This is a genomic window from Nocardioides nematodiphilus (assembly GCF_020216525.1).
Taxonomy (GTDB): domain Bacteria; phylum Actinomycetota; class Actinomycetes; order Propionibacteriales; family Nocardioidaceae; genus Nocardioides; species Nocardioides nematodiphilus.
In genome coordinates, this window is record NZ_JAIWOY010000012.1 from 34,462 (window position 1) to 49,741 (window position 15,280).

The following is a 15,280-nucleotide window of genomic DNA, read 5'->3' on the forward strand; positions in this document are numbered from 1 at the left end:
GGCTCGCGCGCTCGCGGCCAGCGCCTGATCTCGTCCCTCGTTCGCGCTGTCGCTCGCTTACTCGCCTAAACTCAGGCCCGTGAGCAAGATCGACCTGCGTGGTCCCTTCGTCCTCGACGCCCGCGAGCTCGGCCGCCGTGCCGGCACCCAGCGGGAGTACGAGCTGACCGTCCCGGCGCCGCCGGAGCTCGGCATCGACGTCTTCGCCGTGCCCGAGGGCGACGAGGTGGATGTCGACGTCCGCCTCGAGGCCGTCGTCGACGGCGTCCTGGCGACCGGCAGCGTCTTCGCCGACCTCAAGGGCGAGTGCGTCCGGTGCCTCGACCCGATCGAGGACGAGGTCGAGGCCACCTTCCAGGAGCTCTACCTCTACGAGGCCCCGGAGCTCTCCGGTGACGACGACGAGGCTGAGGACCTGAGCGTCGTGGTCGAGGAGCACATCGACCTGGAGACCGCGATCCGCAACGCGATCGTGCTGGAGATCCCGTTCCAGCCGCTGTGCTCCGACGACTGCCCCGGTCTGTGCCAGGAGTGCGGTGCCTCCCTCAAGGAGGACCCGGCGCACACCCATGAGGCCGCGATCGACCCGCGCTGGGCCAGTCTCCAGGGCCTGCAGGACGACGAGAAGTAACCAGCTCCCCACCTACCAAGGGGTCGAGGACGGGCCGATTGGAGCCCTGAACCCGATCCCGTTAGACTTCCCGGGTTGCCCGAAAGGGCGTTCGACTTTTTAGAGGAGAGAACAGTGGCTGTTCCGAAGCGGAAGATGTCGCGCAGCAACACCCGTCACCGTCGGTCGGCGTGGAAGGCTGTTGCGGCCAACCTTGCGACCTGCGCGAACCCCGCCTGCGGTGCCAAGGTGCTGTCGCACCGTGCGTGCGGCGAGTGCGGCCAGTACGGCTCGCGCACCGACCGTCGCCAGGTCCTCTGACCTACCCGGTCTCCTGACCAACTACGCCGACCTCCGAGCAGCGCTCGGGGATCCGATCCTGGACCCCGAGCTGCTGGAGCGTGCCCTGACGCACCGCTCCTACGCGTACGAGAACGGCGGCATCCCCACCAACGAGCGCCTCGAGTTCCTCGGGGACTCCGTGCTCGGTGTGGTGGTGACCGAGACGCTCTACCGCAAGCACCCCGACCTCTCCGAGGGTCGGCTGGCGAAGCTGCGGGCTGCCGTGGTCAACGCTCGCGCACTAGCGGTCGTTGGCCGCGGCATCGGTCTTGGCCAGCACATCAAGCTCGGTCGGGGCGAGGAGGCGACCGGTGGTCGCGACAAGTCCTCGATCGTCTCGGACACCGTCGAGGCCGTGATCGGCGCCGTCCACCTCAGTGGCGGCATCGAGGTCTCGGCGCAGGTCGTGCATCTGCTCTTCGACCCGCTCATCGAGGACGCCTCGGCACTCGGAGCGGGCCTGGACTGGAAGACGTCGCTGCAGGAGATCACCGCGGAGCTCTCGCTCGGCGTGCCTGACTACGTCATCACCGCCGAGGGCCCCGACCACATGAAGACCTTCACCGCGCAGGTCCGGGTGGGCGACAAGCTCTACGGCAACGGCGTGGGCCGCTCCAAGAAGGAGGCCGAGCAGGCCGCCGCGGAGACCGCCTACCTCGAGCTCACCGCCGTCCCCGCCGACGCCTGAGTCGCGCCTCGTGCCCGAGCACTGCGTTGCCTGAGCTGCCCGAGGTCGAGGTCGTGCGCGCCGGTCTCGAGCGCCACGTCGTCGGCGCGCGGATCGCCGCCGTCGAGGTCCTCCACCCGCGCCCCGTACGCCGCCACCTGGCCGGGCCGGCCGACTTCTCGGCGGTGCTGAGCGGTCGCGAGATCGTCGCGGCGCGACGCCGCGGCAAGTACCTCTGGCTGCCACTCGACTCCGGTGACGCGCTGATGGCCCACCTCGGGATGAGCGGCCAGATGCTGGTCCAGCCCGTCGGCTCGCCCGACGAGCGGCACCTGCGCGTGCGGTTCGCCCTGGACAGGGACGAGCTGCGCTTCGTCGACCAGCGGATGTTCGGCGGCCTGTCGCTGAGCCCCGGGGGAGCCGACATCCCCACCGAGATCGCGCACATCGCGCCGGACCCGCTGGAGTCGGCGTTCGACCCGGAGTGGTTCGTCGCGCGCGTGCGCCGCTCGGCGAGCGGGATCAAGCGGCTCCTGCTGACCCAGACCGTGATCAGCGGGGTCGGCAACATCTACGCCGACGAGGCGCTGTGGCGCGCCCGCCTGCACGGGGAGCGCCCGGGCAACCGGCTCACCCGGGCCCAGGTGCTCGAGCTGCTCGGCCACGTCATCGACGTGATGTCCGACGCCCTCGCCCAGGGCGGCACCTCCTTCGACGCCCTCTACGTCAACGTCAACGGCGAGTCGGGCTACTTCGACCGGTCGCTGCACGCGTACGGGCGCGAGGACGAGCCCTGCCACAGGTGCGGCACGCCCATCCGGCGGGTGGCCTTCATGAACCGCTCCTCATACTTCTGCCCGGTCTGCCAGCCCGCGCCGCGCCGCCGCTCCTGACCGGGGCCGACGGCCCGGATTGACCATGCGCTTGATTGGTGCGACTCTGGTAGACGGTCCATCCGGGCCCACGTGATCACACGAAGGAACGTCCTCCTATGGCCAAGGCGCTGATCGGCTACATGCACAGCGACCTGCGGATGCCGCACCACCTCATCGCCGACAACGCTCGGCTGCGTGCGCGTGTGCAGGAGCTCGAGCAGCTCGTCCTCTCCCTCAAGACCGAGAACGACTCGCTGGCACAGGCTCACGCCGATGCGCTCGAGTCTGAGATCCAGGAGATGCAGAGCGTCTGATCCGGACGACGGTACGCATCCCAGGCACCAACCGACAGAGCCGCCCCCGACCATGGTCGGGGGCGGCTCTTCGCGTTTCCCAAGGCCGGACCTGATCCGCCGGCCCTCTACCATGCGGTGTGCGTTTCCCGTTGAAGACCGTTGCGACCGCCTTCGACCCCCGCAGCAACATCGTCGGGTTCATGCGTCTGTTCCTGGCCGGATCGGTGCTGGTGTCCCACTCGTTCATCCTGGGCTTCGGCCGGGGAGAGCCGCTGACCGGGTGGTTCCGTGGCCAGACGAACCTCGGAACGCTGGCGGTCTACGGCTTCTTCGTGCTCTCGGGGTTCCTGATCTTCCGCTCCGCGACCCGCCTGGGCTCGGCGGGCAGGTACTTCTGGCACCGCGTCCTGCGCATCTTTCCAGCGTTCTGGCTCTGTCTCGTGGTGACCGCGCTGGTGGCGGCGCCGGCCGTCTATCTCGCGCACCGCGGCACGCTGCACGGCTTCTTCGCCGAGTCGCCGTCCCCCGTCGGCTATCTGGTGGAGAACGCCTGGCTGACGATGCACCAGTACGGCATCGGCACGATCCTGGCGGGGACGCCCTGGGGCACGTCGCACGGCAGCGTCTTCAACGGGTCGCTGTGGTCGCTGCACTATGAGTTCCTCTGCTACATCCTGGTCGCGCTCGCCGTCTACGTCGGGCGCGGGCTCGCACGGCCGATCGTCCTGCTCGCGTTCCTCGCCGTGCTCGCCTCGTCGGTGCATGCCTTCCGTGCGGGGCCGGGCTTCGCAGCGGCCGCCCGGGAGCTGCCGAGCTCACCGCACCTGGGGATCGATGGCAACCAGCTCGCCGTCCTCCTTCTCGCGTTCCTGCTCGGCGCGGTGGCGGCGGCATACCCGCGGTGGTTCCCCCTGGACGCTCGAGTCGCCGCGATCGCTGCGGTGATCGTGGTGTTCACGGCTCGCGAGGGCTACTTCGGCGCCGTCGGCGTGCCGGCCTTCAGCTACGTGGTCCTGTGGGCCTCGGCGCTGTCGATCCCGCGGTTGCGGCAGATCGGAGCCCGCAACGACTACTCCTACGGCGTCTACATCTACGCCTTCCCGATCCAGCAGATCCTGGTCTGGGCAGGGCTGAGTGCCGCCGGGCTGCCTGCCTATGTCGCCGCCTGCGCGGCGTTGACCGCGGTGGCCGCCTGCGCGTCCTGGCACCTCGTCGAGCGACCGGCGATGCGGTGGAAGGAAGCGCGTCTCGTCCTGGGCGCCAGGAAGCCGGCGGAGGACGCGGCGATGCCACCCGCCCAGCTGGGCGCCGACGCCTGATCCGCGCCTGCGTCAGTGGGCGAGCGCGGCCTCGCGGATCTTCGCCCGCATCGGCAGCAGGAACGCCGAGCAGAACGCTGCGGCGTAGCAGCCGACCGTCACCCACACGACCCAGCGCGTCGAGACGCCGAAGCCCTGCTCGGGCAGCCAGTGGAAGAAGACGGTGCCCAGGACCGCGACGCCCAGCGCTCCGGCGAACTGCTGCACCGCGTTGAGCAGGCCGGAACCCGAGCCGACCTCGTGATCGCCCAGGTCGGACAGCACGATGTCGAAGAGCGGCGCGAAGATCAGGCCGCTGCCGAAGCCGGTGATCAGGAACGGCAGTGACAGGTGCCAGGCGCTGGCGCCGTGCTCCAGGCCACCGGCGATCGCGCTGAACCAGAGCATCCCGGCCATGGTGATCGACAGGCCGATGTGCAGCACGTGCCGCCCGAGCTTGGGGCCGAGGAGAGCGCCCGACAGGGCGGCGCCCACGGCCATGCCCAGCGCGTACGGGGTCTGCGCGATCGCCGCATGCTGCGCCGAGTAGCCCAGGCCGAGCTGCATGAACAGGCTGAGGATCAGCCCGACGCCGACCATCGACAGGAAGAAGGTGCCGAGGAAGACCAGGCCGGCCACGAAGCCACGGTGGGTGAACAGCGACGGCTCGATGATCGGATGGTCGCTGCGCCGCTCGCTCCACACGAAGACCGCGAAGACGACCGCAGCGCCGGCCATGACGCCGTAGAGCCAGGTCGGCCAGCCGAGATCGCGACCCTCGACGAGCGCGTAGATCAGGCCACCGGCGGCGATCGTGATGAGGATCGATCCGGCCGGGTCGAGCCGGACACCGGGCGTGCGTGGCATGTCGGGGAGGCGGCGCCAGGCGATGGAGGTGCCGACCAGGCCGATCGGGACGTTGATCAGGAAGATCGCGCGCCAGCCGCTGCCCGCGATGTCGGCGTCGATGAGGAAGCCGCCCAGGATCGGACCGAGGACCGCGGACAGACCCATGATCGGGCCGAAGGGGATGAACGCCTTCTGCAGCTCGTCCTCGGGGAAGGACTGCTTCACGAGCGCGAAGCCCTGCGGGATCATCGTCGCGCCGAACAGGCCCTGGATGACCCGGGCGACGATCAGCGTCGTCGCCGTCGGCGCCAGCCCGCAGGCGAGTGAGGCGACGGTGAAGCCGCCCATGCCGAGGATGAACATCTGCCGGCGCCCGACGATGTCGCCCAGGCGCGCCGACGTGATGAGGCCGACCGCGAAGGTCAGCGTGTACGCGGCCAGGATCCACTGCAGCGTCGTCTCCGAGCCGCCGATGTCCTCGCGGATCGAGGGGCCGGCGAGCTGGGCGACGGTGCTGTCGACGAGGTCCATCACATCAGCGATGATCACCACCGCCATCACGAACCAGCGGGCGGCATATCCAGGGGGCAGCGCGGTCTCAGACAGCGCCGAGGGGGACGACATGAGGGGAGAGGCCTTTCGTACGGGCTAAGGTTGGGGCGCCGAGCTTCCCCGCGTCGACCATCCTGTCAGGGTCCTCTGACAAGATCAGCCGAGTTCTCACACACGGACACCGGGAGTGGCGTTGTACCTGAAGAGCCTGACCCTCAAGGGGTTCAAGTCCTTCGCGTCCGCGACGACGCTCCAGCTCGAGCCCGGGATCACCTGCATCGTGGGGCCGAACGGCTCCGGCAAGTCCAACGTCGTCGACGCGCTCGCGTGGGTGATGGGGGAGGCCAGCGCCAAGAGCCTGCGCGGCGGCAAGATGGACGACGTCATCTTCGCCGGCACCTCCGGGCGGGCCCCGCTGGGTCGCGCCGAGGTCGTCCTGACCATCGACAACAGCGACGGCGCCCTGCCGATCGACTACGCCGAGGTCACCATCTCGCGCACGATGTTCCGCAGCGGCGGCTCGGAGTATGCGATCAACGGTCAGACCTGCAGGCTGCTCGACGTCCAGGAGCTGCTCTCCGACTCCGGCATCGGGCGCGAGATGCACGTCATCGTCGGCCAGGGTCAGCTCGACACGATCCTGCACGCGACGCCGGAGGACCGGCGCGGGTTCATCGAGGAGGCCGCCGGCGTCCTCAAGCACCGCAAGCGCAAGGAGAAGGCGCTCCGCAAGCTGGACTCCACCGAGGGCAACCTCAACCGGCTCAACGACCTGCTCGTCGAGATCCGCCGCCAGCTCAAGCCGCTCGGCCGCCAGGCCGAGGTCGCGCGCCGGGCGGCCACGGTGCAGGCGGACGTACGCGACGCGCGTGCCCGCCTGCTCGCCGACGACCTGGTCACCGCGCGCAGCACGCTGGAGCAGGAGATGGCCGATGAGTCGGCCCTGGTGGCGCGCCGCGAGGAGGTCGAGGCCCTGGTCGCCGCCGGCCGCGAGCACGAGGCCACCCTCGAGGCCGCGCTGCGCGAGGACCTGCCGGCCCTGACCGCGGCCCAAGAGACCTGGTTCGCGCTGTCGGGCCTGCGCGAGCGATTCCGCGGCACCCAGTCGTTGGCCGCCGAGCGGCTGCGCAACGCGACCTCGAGCAGCGAGGTCGAGACCCGCACCGGCCGCGACCCCGAGCAGCTCGAGGCCGAGGCCGAGCGCGCGGCCGAGCAGGAGCGCGCCATCGACGCGGAGGTCGACGAGCAGCGCACCGCGCTCGAGGAGGCGGTCACGGCCCGCAAGGCCGCGGAGGACGCCGCGGCCGAGGAGGACCGCCGCATCGCGGCCCTCCAGCGCGCCGCCGCCGATCGCCGTGAGGGCGTGGCCCGTCTCGCCGGCCAGATCGGTGCGCTGAAGTCCCGGGCAGCGGCCGCCGACGAGGAGGTCGGCCGGCTCACCGAGGCCCGCGACGAGGCGATCGTGCGGGCCGACCGCGCCCAGAAGGACTTCACCGCCCTCGAGACCAAGGTCGCCGGGCTGGATGCGGGGGAGGAGTCCCTCGACGCCGAGTACGAGGACGCCGCCGCGATCCTCGAGCAGATCGAGGAGCGGCTCGCCGCCGTCCGCGAGGAGTCCGCCGCCTCCGATCGCGACCGCTCCGCGCTCGCCGCCCGCAAGGAGGCCCTCGAGCTCGGACTCAACCGCAAGGACGGCGCCGGCGCGCTGCTCGGCGCCGCCGCCGACGGCTCGCTGCCGGGCGTCCTCGGCTCGGTCGCCGCCCTGCTCGCCGTCAAGCAGGGCTATGGGACCGCGATCGCCGCCGCACTCGGCAGCGCCGCCGACGCCGTGGCCGTCGCCGACGCCGCTGCGGCGGTCACCGCCATCGACCACCTGCGCTCCGACGACCTCGGCCGCGCCGGTTTCCTGCTCGGCGGAGCCCCGGCGTCCGGCGCCGGGCCCGCGAGGCCGGTGTCCGGCACGCCGGCCGTCGACGTCGTCGAGTGCCCGGCCGCGCTCCAGCCCGCCGTCCAACGCCTGCTCGGCGCCGTGGTCGTCGTCGACGACCTCGCAGCCGCCCGCACCCTCGTCGCGAAGCAGCCCGAGCTCACCGCCGTCACCCGTGACGGCGACCTGCTCGGCGCCCACCGCGCCGCCGGCGGCTCGACCAGCGCCCCGAGCCTCATCGAGGTCCAGGCCGCCGTCGACGAGGCTGCCGAGCAGCTCGCCGCCGCCATCGCCGCCTCCGAGCGCAGCACGTTCGAGACGACCAGGCTCGAGGCCGAGCGGCTCGAGGCGCAGAAGCGCGTCGACGTCGCCCTGGCCAAGCTGCACGAGTCCGACGCGACCCTGGCCGCGGTCGCCGAGGAGCTCGGCCAGCACGGCGCGCACGCCCGCGCCGCTCGCGGCGAGGCCGACCGGCTCACCGCCTCGATCGCCCAGGCAGAGGCGGCCCGGGAGCAGGCCGTCGCCGGCCTCGCCGAGCTCGAGGAGCGGCTCGCCCGCGCCGAGGAGGCGCCGGAGGAGGAGCCCGACACCGCCCAGCGCGAGCGCCTCGCCGAGGCCGCGCGTGAGGCCCGCCAGGCCGAGATGGAAGCCCGTCTCTCGCTGCGCACCGCCGAGGAGCGCTCACGTGCCTTGCACGGCCGCGCCGACGGGCTGCGCCGCGCCGCTCAGCAGGAGCGCGAGGCCCGCGCGAAGGCTGCCGCCCGCCGGGAGCGGATCGCCCGTGAGGCCCGGGCCGCGCAGGCGGTCAGCGTCGCCGTCGCGCACGTCCTGGACCGGCTCGAGGGCTCGATCGAGCAGGCCGCCACCGCCCGCAGCGAGATCGAGGCCGCCCGGCGCGGTCGCGAGGAGCAGCTCACCTCCGTACGGGCGTCCCTGCGGGACCGCGCCAAGGAGCTCGAGGAGCTGGTCAGCTCTGTCCACCGCGACGAGATGGCGCGTGCCCAGCAGCGGATGCGCATCGAGCAGCTCGAGGAGAAGGCGATCGAGGAGCTCGGCACCGAGCCCGAGGCGCTGATCGCCGAGTACGGCCCCCACACGCTCGTGCCCCAGCCGCCGCTGGAGGACGGGACCGAGCAGGAGCCGATCGCCTACGACCGCGACGAGCAGGCCAAGCGGCTCAGGAGCGCCGAGCGTGCGCTCAACCAGCTCGGGCGGGTCAACCCGCTCGCGCTGGAGGAGTTCAGCGCGATGGAGGAGCGGCACAAGTTCCTCACCGAGCAGCTCGAGGACCTGCGCTCGACCCGCAAGGACCTCCTCGACATCGTCAAGGAGGTCGACGCCCGCGTCGAGCAGGTCTTCACCGAGGCCTGGGAGGACGTACGGGTGGCGTTCGACCACGTCTTCGCGCGCCTCTTCCCGGGCGGTGAGGGCCGACTGATCCTCACCGACCCCGACAACATGCTCACCACCGGCATCGAGGTCGAGGCCCGCCCGGCAGGCAAGAAGGTCAAGCGGCTCTCGCTGCTCTCCGGCGGTGAGCGCTCGCTGGTGGCGGTCGCGTTCCTGGTCTCGCTCTTCAAGGCCCGCCCCTCGCCGTTCTACATCCTCGACGAGGTCGAGGCGGCGCTCGACGACACCAACCTCGGGCGCCTGCTGGAGATCTACGAGGAGCTGCGCGCCCATTCCCAGCTCCTGGTCATCACCCACCAGAAGCGCACGATGGAGGTCGGCGACGCGCTCTACGGCGTGACCATGCGCGGCGACGGCGTCTCCACCGTCATCTCCCAGCGACTCCGCGAGCCAGAGGAAGCCAGTGCCTGACAGTCCCAACCGCTCCAAGCCCACCCGCGCCGACTACGTCCACTGGCGCACGATCACCACCCGCTGGCGCGACGACGACGCGTACGGGCACCTCAACAACGCGACGTACTACGAGTACTTCGACACCGCGGTCAACGCCTACCTGTTCGAGGCGACCGGCACCAACGTCCGGCATCTGCCGCAGATCGGCGTGGTCGCGGAGACCTCGTGCCGCTACCTGCGCGAGATCGGCTTCCCCGAGCCGGTGGAGGCGGGCCTGGTCGTCGACAAGGTCGGCACCTCCTCGATCGTCTACCGGATCGGGCTCTTCCAGGGCGACAGCGACGAGGCCGCCGCCGAGGGCCGGTTCGTGCACGTCTACGTCGACAACACCACCCCCGAGCGCGCGGTCGCCCCGATGCCCGATGTGATCAGGGACGCAGTCACCCGACTCCTGCCCTGAGATGCGGGGACCCGGGACCGTCCCATGGCAGGGTGGGGCCGAATGATCTCGGGAGAGGGAACGCCAGCCATGCTGACCATCACGATCGCCATGCTCATCATCCTGCTGCTCGCCGGTGGGGTGGTCGTCTACGTCGCCTACCCCGCACGCGGACACAAGACCCCCTACGTGCCCTGGGTCGGGGAGGCGATGGAGAAGGCGGCCGACGCCATGCCGACACTGGAGCCGGAGGAGAGCAAGGACTGGTCGCTCCGCCGTTGAGGGGCGGCATCATCGCCTCTGATTGGATGGACCCATGTCCGAGCTTGCCCTTCTGATCCTCGTGATCGCGGTCGCCGCGATCGCACTCATCGGCGGCAGCGTCGCGCTGCTCGCCGGCCGTCGCCGTGGTCGTACGGCTCCGCCGCCGTCGGTGCCCACCGCGCCGATCCCGGCACCGCCCCAGGTCGAGGGCGAGGCCGTGCCGGAGGCGCCGGTCGAGGAGCCTGCTGCGACGACGCTCGAGCGCCCCGAGGCGCCGGCCTCCCGCCTGGTCCGCCTGCGTCAACGCCTCGCCGGCTCGAACAACGCCCTGGGCCGCGGCCTGCTCGCGCTGATCTCGCGTGACCAGCTCGACGAGGACACGTGGGAGGGCATCGAGGACGTGCTCCTCACCTCCGACATCGGCGTCGGCCCGACCCAGGAGCTCGTCGAGAGCCTGCGCGCCCGGCTGCGGGTCGAGGGCAACACCGACGCTCGTACGGTCCTGCGCGAGGAGCTGGTGAAGCTCGTCGACCCGTCGATGGACCGTCGCCTGCAGGTCAGCGGCGCCGACGGCCACCCCGGCGTCGTGCTCGTCGTCGGCGTCAACGGCGCCGGCAAGACCACCTCGGTCGGCAAGATCGCCCGCATCCTCGTCGCCGAGGACCGCACGGTCATCCTCGGTGCGGCCGACACCTTCCGTGCCGCGGCCGCCGAGCAGCTCGGCACCTGGGGCGAGCGCGTGGGCGTCGAGGTCGTGCGCGGCCCCGAGGGCAGCGACCCGGCCAGCGTCGCGTTCGACGCGGTGAAGTCCGGTGCGGACGCGGGCGTGGACACCGTCATCGTCGACACCGCCGGCCGCCTGCAGAACAAGGCCGGCCTGATGGACGAGCTCGGCAAGGTCAAGCGCGTCATCGAGAAGACCGCACCGGTCACCGAGACCCTGCTCGTGCTCGACGCCACCACCGGCCAGAACGGCCTCATCCAGGCCCGCGTCTTCAGCGAGGCCGTCAACATCACCGGCATCGTGCTCACCAAGCTCGACGGCTCGGCCAAGGGCGGCATCGTCGTCCAGGTCCAGCGCGAGCTGGGCGTCCCGGTGAAGCTCGTCGGGCTCGGCGAGGGCCCCGACGACCTCGCGCCCTTCAGCCCCGAGGCCTTCGTCGACGCCCTGCTCGGTTGACAGCCAGGTCGAAGCGGGGTTGTAACAGCCTCGCGAGAGCTGTTACATGCCCGCAACATTCGGTGTGCGGCGTCGAAATCTGTCGGCCCCAGGGTTGCTCCCAGTTCATCAGAGCCCGGCGCCGCGACAACGTGGTCGCGGCCCCGGGCCTCTGTCTCAAGCTGTGAGTCCCTGGAGGTCCAATGGACGGCTACTACGCCTTCATGCTGGTGGCGACGGCCCTTGTCCTGATGATGACCGTTCCCGCGCTGGCGCTGTTCTACGGCGGCATGACGCGTTCGAAGTCGGTCCTCAACATGATGATGATGTCGTTCGTCTCGTTCGGTATCGCGTCGATCGTGTTCGTACTGTGGGGCTGGTCGGAGGGGTGGGGCGCCGACGGCGCCGGCAACGCCAACGGCAAGCTGTTCGCCAACCCGTTCCACATGTGGGGCCTCGACGGGGTCTCGTCGAGCAACTTCATCTACGTGCTCTTCCAGCTGACCTTCGCCGCCATCACGGTCGCGCTGATCAGCGGCGCAGTCGCCGACCGCGTCAAGCTCTCGGCCTGGGCCGTCTTCGTCCCGGTGTGGCTGACCCTGTGCTACTTCCCGATCGCCCACAACGTGTGGGGCGGTGGCTGGCTGTCCAGCCACTGGGTCGCGCAGGACTACGCCGGCGGCACGGTGGTGCACATCAACGCCGGTATCGCCGGCGGCATCCTCGCGCTCGTCATCGGCAAGCGCGTCGGCTGGCCGCGTGAGGTCAACCGCCCGCACAACCTGACCCTCACCATGATCGGCGCAGGTCTCCTCTGGTTCGGCTGGTACGGCTTCAACGTCGGCTCGATCGTCTTCACGTCCGACTCGCTGAGCGACCCGAAGAAGTTCTCCGCCCAGTTCATGAGCGAGACCGGCGCGACCTTCATGAACACCACGATCGCGACGGCGGCGGCCATGCTCGCCTGGCTCGTCGTGGAGCGCATCACCCACGGCAAGGCCACCTCGCTCGGCGCCGCCTCCGGCATCGTCGCCGGTCTGGTCGCGATCACCCCGGCCTGTGGCTCGGTGAGCCTCACCGGCGCGATCATCGTCGGCGCCATCGCCGGCGGCCTGTGCGCACTCGCGGTCGGCCTCAAGTACAAGTTCGGCCTCGACGACTCGCTCGACGTGGTCGGCGTCCACCTCGTCGGCGGTCTCGTCGGGACCCTGCTGATCGGCTTCGTCTCGACCAAGTCGGCGCCCCTCGGCGTGGACGGCCTCTTCTACGGCGGCGGCCTGACCTCGCTGGGTCACCAGTCCATCGCGGCGCTCTTCACCCTGGTGTGGACCGGTGTCCTGACCACGATCATCGCCGTGGCGATCAAGTACACGATCGGCTGGCGGGTCTCCGCCGAGGCCGAGGTCGACGGCATCGACGCCGACCAGCACGGCGAGTCGGCCTACGACCTCGCCCAGGCCAAGGGCCTGCTCGCGTGACCCGTCCCCACGGGGGCACGCAGCACGTCGACATCAGCACGGGGCATCATGTGATGCACCCACTCGTCGGAGGAGAGAAATGAAGCTCGTCACCGCAGTCATCAAGCCGCACAAGTGGGAGGACGTCCGCGTCGCCCTCGAGGCCATCGGCGTCACCGGCATGACCGTGTCCGAGGTCAGCGGCTACGGCCGCCAGAAGGGCCACACCGAGGTCTACCGCGGCGCCGAGTACGACGTCGCCCTGGTCCCGAAGATCCGGCTCGAGATCGCGATCGCGGAGGAGGACGTCGAGAGCGTCATCACCGCGATCGAGCGCGCCGCCCGCACCGAGCGGATCGGCGACGGCAAGATCTGGGTCTCGCCGCTGGAGACGGTCCTGCGGGTCCGTACCGGCGAGCGCGACGACGCGGCCATCTGATCAGTGATCTGAGTCCATACACACCATGACGGACACCGACCGCAGCCGGCGTACGACGGAGGCAGACGAGATCTGCGCGAAGGCGTACGCCGGTGCGGGCGGTCCCGAGACCGGTGCGGCACTGATCGCTGTCGGCGGCTACGGCCGACGCGAGCTGGCGCCGTACTCGGACTGGGACGTCGTCCTGGTCCACGAGGCCGACGTCGACCTCGGCGAGACGGCCTCGGCCATCTGGTACCCGCTGTGGGACCAGGGCGCCAAGATCGACCACGCCGTACGCTCGGTGCCCGAGATGCTGGCCACCGCCGAGGGCGACATCCGGGTCGCTCTCGGCCTGCTCGACCTGCGTCACCTCGCCGGTGACGCCAACCTGACGCTCCAGCTCCGGACCACGATGCTGGCCCACTGGCGCAAGCACGCCGTGGCCCAGCTGCCCGCGCTGCGCGAGCTCACCCACAAGCGGCACGAGCTGCTCGGCGAGCTCGCCCACGCCAGCGTCCCGGACCTCAAGGAGATGGAGGGCGGCCTGCGCGACGCCACCGTTCTCAACGCCGTGGTCGCCACCTGGATGGTCGACGTGCCGCACGCCGACCTCGAGCGGTGCCGCAAGGCGCTGCTCGACGTGCGCGACATCGTGCAGGAGATCTCCGGGCGCGCCAGCGACCGGATCGTCCCGGAGATGTGGGACGACCTCGCCGACCGTCTCGAGCTCGACGACGCGGGGGCCGCGCAGCGGTTCGTCCGCGAGATCGGTCGCCGCATCACCCACCTGTCCAACCTCAGCTGGCGGCGGGTCGACGGCTACCTCACCCGCCGCGCCGTCGCCTCGCCGCGCGCGCCGCAGCTCACCCCGCTGGCCCCCGGTGTCGCCCTCTCGGCCAACGAGGTCGTCCTCGACAAGACCGCCCGGCCCGCCCAGGACCCGATGCTCCTGCTGCGCGCCGCCGCCCACGCCGCCGAGCACGACGTGGTGCTCGCGCCGGCCACCGCCGCCCGGCTGGCCCGCGACGGCGTCGCGCTGGCGGCGCCGTGGCCGACCGAGGCCCGCCAGCTCTTCGTACGCCTCCTCGCCGCCGGCGAGGGTCTCCTCGACGTGTGGGAGACGCTCGAGGAGACCGGCGCGCTGCAGCGGATCCTGCCCGAGTGGGAGAAGGTCCGGCTCCTGCCGCACGCCTCGGTCATCCACCGCTTCACCGTCGACCGGCACTCGGTCGAGACCTGCATCGAGGCCTCCGCGCTGATCCGCTCCGTGGGTCGCGCGGACGTCCTGCTGGTGAGCGCTCTGCTGCATGACATCGGCAAGGGCTCCCTCGTCGAGCACTCCGTTGCCGGGGAGCCGGTCGCCCGGGCGATCGCCGAGCGGATGGGCTTCGACGCGCGCGGCGTCGACCTGGTCGCCACCCTCGTGCGCTGGCACCTGCTGCTCGTCACGACCGCCACCACCCGGGATCCGGAGGATCCCGCCACCGTGGACGTGATCCTCGAGCACATCAAGGACGCCGAGACCCTCAGCCTGCTCACCGCGCTCACCGAGGCCGACGCCAAGGCGACCAGCCCCAAGGCCTGGACCTCGTGGCGCGCCCGCCAGGTGCTCGACCTCGCCGACCGGGCGCAGCGGCGGCTGGCCAGCGGCGCGGGTGCCGCCGCGACCGACAGCTTCGAGCCGGTCGCCATCCCGGACGAGGCCCGCCGCGGCGGCGTCTCCATCGTGGTCGACCCCCTGTCGGACGGCTCGCGGGTCACCGTGGTCGCGCCGGACCGGGTCGGCCTGCTCGCGGACATGGCCGCCACCTTCGGCCTGCAGCGCGTCGCCGTCAGGTCGGCGCGCGTGTGGCCGCAGGAGCCGTACGGCGTGACCGTGTGGGAGGTCGCCGAGCCGGCGCTCGACCCGCGTGTGCTGCGCGAGCGGTTCACCGCGGTCAGCGAGGGCCGCCTCGATCCGTCCACCCGGCTCAAGCCCGCCGCGTCGCGCGGCCTGGCGCCCGCGGTCGTGATCCGGCCCGAGGCCGGCACGCACGCCACCGTGCTGGAGGTCCGTACCGACGACCGGCCCGGGGTGGTCTACCTCGTCACGGCCACGCTCGCGCGGCTCGGGATCACCGTGCGCAGCGCCCACGTCGACACCCTCGGCCCGCAGGCCGTCGACGTCTTCTACCTGCAGGAGGCCTCGGCCGGCACGCTCGCCGAGGAGCGGGCAGCGAGCGCCGCCGGAGCCGTCCGGGCGGCGCTGGCGGGGGAGTAGGGCGCGCGCACAGGGTCCGGTTAGGCTTGCGCCCGACGATCCACCTGCTTATTCGAGAAGG

The 15,280-nt window shown here is 71.3% G+C and carries 14 protein-coding genes; 13 read left to right on the plus strand and 1 reads right to left on the minus strand.

What is annotated here, in order from left to right; genetic code table 11:
* Nucleotides 1-79 precede the first annotated feature (79 nt).
* The 6 genes from KSO98_RS16465 (at nt 80) to KSO98_RS16490 (ending at nt 4,109) form a co-directional block, all read left to right on the plus strand.
* Nucleotides 80-631: a YceD family protein gene (locus KSO98_RS16465; protein ID WP_225286792.1), complete on the plus strand. Its 552-nt coding sequence runs from the start codon at nt 80-82 to the stop codon at nt 629-631.
* 114 nt (nt 632-745) lie between these two features.
* Entirely contained in the window at nt 746-931 is a 186-nt protein-coding gene (rpmF, locus tag KSO98_RS16470; protein WP_225286793.1) for a 50S ribosomal protein L32, read from the plus strand.
* Complete coding sequence (gene rnc / locus KSO98_RS16475; protein WP_308012784.1) at nt 873-1,640, plus strand: ribonuclease III; 768 nt, start codon at nt 873-875, stop codon at nt 1,638-1,640. The genes rpmF and rnc overlap by 59 nt, the downstream gene beginning before the upstream one ends.
* 26 nt (nt 1,641-1,666) lie before the next feature.
* The gene (gene mutM, locus KSO98_RS16480) at nt 1,667-2,512 is read left to right on the plus strand and encodes a bifunctional DNA-formamidopyrimidine glycosylase/DNA-(apurinic or apyrimidinic site) lyase (protein ID WP_225286794.1); all 846 of its coding nucleotides are present in this window, start codon (nt 1,667-1,669) and stop codon (nt 2,510-2,512) included.
* A 98-nt stretch (nt 2,513-2,610) separates the two neighbouring features.
* Complete coding sequence (locus KSO98_RS16485; RefSeq protein WP_225286795.1) at nt 2,611-2,808, plus strand: hypothetical protein; 198 nt, start codon at nt 2,611-2,613, stop codon at nt 2,806-2,808.
* Between the two features lie 119 nt (nt 2,809-2,927).
* Nucleotides 2,928-4,109 (plus strand): acyltransferase family protein, encoded by a 1,182-nt coding sequence (locus KSO98_RS16490; protein WP_225286796.1) that lies wholly within the window; start codon nt 2,928-2,930, stop codon nt 4,107-4,109.
* A gap of 12 nt (nt 4,110-4,121) precedes the next feature.
* Here KSO98_RS16490 and KSO98_RS16495 read toward each other — a convergent pair whose 3' ends face one another.
* Nucleotides 4,122-5,561: a DHA2 family efflux MFS transporter permease subunit gene (locus tag KSO98_RS16495; RefSeq protein WP_225286797.1), complete on the minus strand. Its 1,440-nt coding sequence runs from the start codon at nt 5,559-5,561 to the stop codon at nt 4,122-4,124.
* Nucleotides 5,562-5,682: 121 nt separating this feature from the next.
* Between KSO98_RS16495 and smc the strand changes: the two genes are divergently transcribed.
* The 7 genes from smc to KSO98_RS16530 all read left to right on the plus strand — a co-directional run bounded on the left by smc (nt 5,683) and on the right by KSO98_RS16530 (nt 15,219).
* On the plus strand, nt 5,683-9,237 hold the full coding sequence (gene smc, locus KSO98_RS16500) for a chromosome segregation protein SMC (RefSeq protein WP_225286850.1): 3,555 nt from the start codon (nt 5,683-5,685) through the stop codon (nt 9,235-9,237).
* Entirely contained in the window at nt 9,230-9,679 is a 450-nt protein-coding gene (locus KSO98_RS16505) for an acyl-CoA thioesterase (RefSeq protein ID WP_225286798.1), read from the plus strand. Before smc ends, KSO98_RS16505 begins: the two co-directional genes overlap by 8 nt.
* A 69-nt stretch (nt 9,680-9,748) precedes the next feature.
* A complete protein-coding gene (locus tag KSO98_RS16510; protein ID WP_225286799.1) occupies nt 9,749-9,940 on the plus strand; it encodes a hypothetical protein in 192 nt (63 codons plus the stop codon).
* A gap of 34 nt (nt 9,941-9,974) precedes the next feature.
* Entirely contained in the window at nt 9,975-11,102 is a 1,128-nt protein-coding gene (gene ftsY, locus KSO98_RS16515; RefSeq protein WP_225286800.1) for a signal recognition particle-docking protein FtsY, read from the plus strand.
* A gap of 182 nt (nt 11,103-11,284) precedes the next feature.
* Nucleotides 11,285-12,559 carry an ammonium transporter gene (locus KSO98_RS16520; protein WP_225286801.1) on the plus strand — a complete coding sequence of 425 codons (1,275 nt, stop codon included), beginning with the start codon at nt 11,285-11,287 and terminating at the stop codon, nt 12,557-12,559.
* Between the two features lie 79 nt (nt 12,560-12,638).
* A complete protein-coding gene (locus KSO98_RS16525; RefSeq protein ID WP_225286802.1) occupies nt 12,639-12,977 on the plus strand; it encodes a P-II family nitrogen regulator in 339 nt (112 codons plus the stop codon).
* 25 nt (nt 12,978-13,002) lie between these two features.
* Complete coding sequence (locus tag KSO98_RS16530; protein ID WP_225286803.1) at nt 13,003-15,219, plus strand: [protein-PII] uridylyltransferase; 2,217 nt, start codon at nt 13,003-13,005, stop codon at nt 15,217-15,219.
* Nucleotides 15,220-15,280: the final 61 nt, after the last annotated feature.

What these genes read in the sequence shown, in the direction of transcription:
- KSO98_RS16485 (WP_225286795.1), top strand. Translation starts at nt 2,611, where the DNA reads ATGGCCAAGGCGCTGATCGGCTACATGCACAGCGACCTGCGGATGCCG.
- KSO98_RS16495 (WP_225286797.1), bottom strand. Translation starts at nt 5,561, where the DNA reads ATGTCGTCCCCCTCGGCGCTGTCTGAGACCGCGCTGCCCCCTGGATAT.
- KSO98_RS16510 (WP_225286799.1), top strand. Translation starts at nt 9,749, where the DNA reads ATGCTGACCATCACGATCGCCATGCTCATCATCCTGCTGCTCGCCGGT.
- ftsY (WP_225286800.1), top strand. Translation starts at nt 9,975, where the DNA reads ATGTCCGAGCTTGCCCTTCTGATCCTCGTGATCGCGGTCGCCGCGATC.
- KSO98_RS16520 (WP_225286801.1), top strand. Translation starts at nt 11,285, where the DNA reads ATGGACGGCTACTACGCCTTCATGCTGGTGGCGACGGCCCTTGTCCTG.
- KSO98_RS16525 (WP_225286802.1), top strand. Translation starts at nt 12,639, where the DNA reads ATGAAGCTCGTCACCGCAGTCATCAAGCCGCACAAGTGGGAGGACGTC.
- KSO98_RS16530 (WP_225286803.1), top strand. Translation starts at nt 13,003, where the DNA reads ATGACGGACACCGACCGCAGCCGGCGTACGACGGAGGCAGACGAGATC.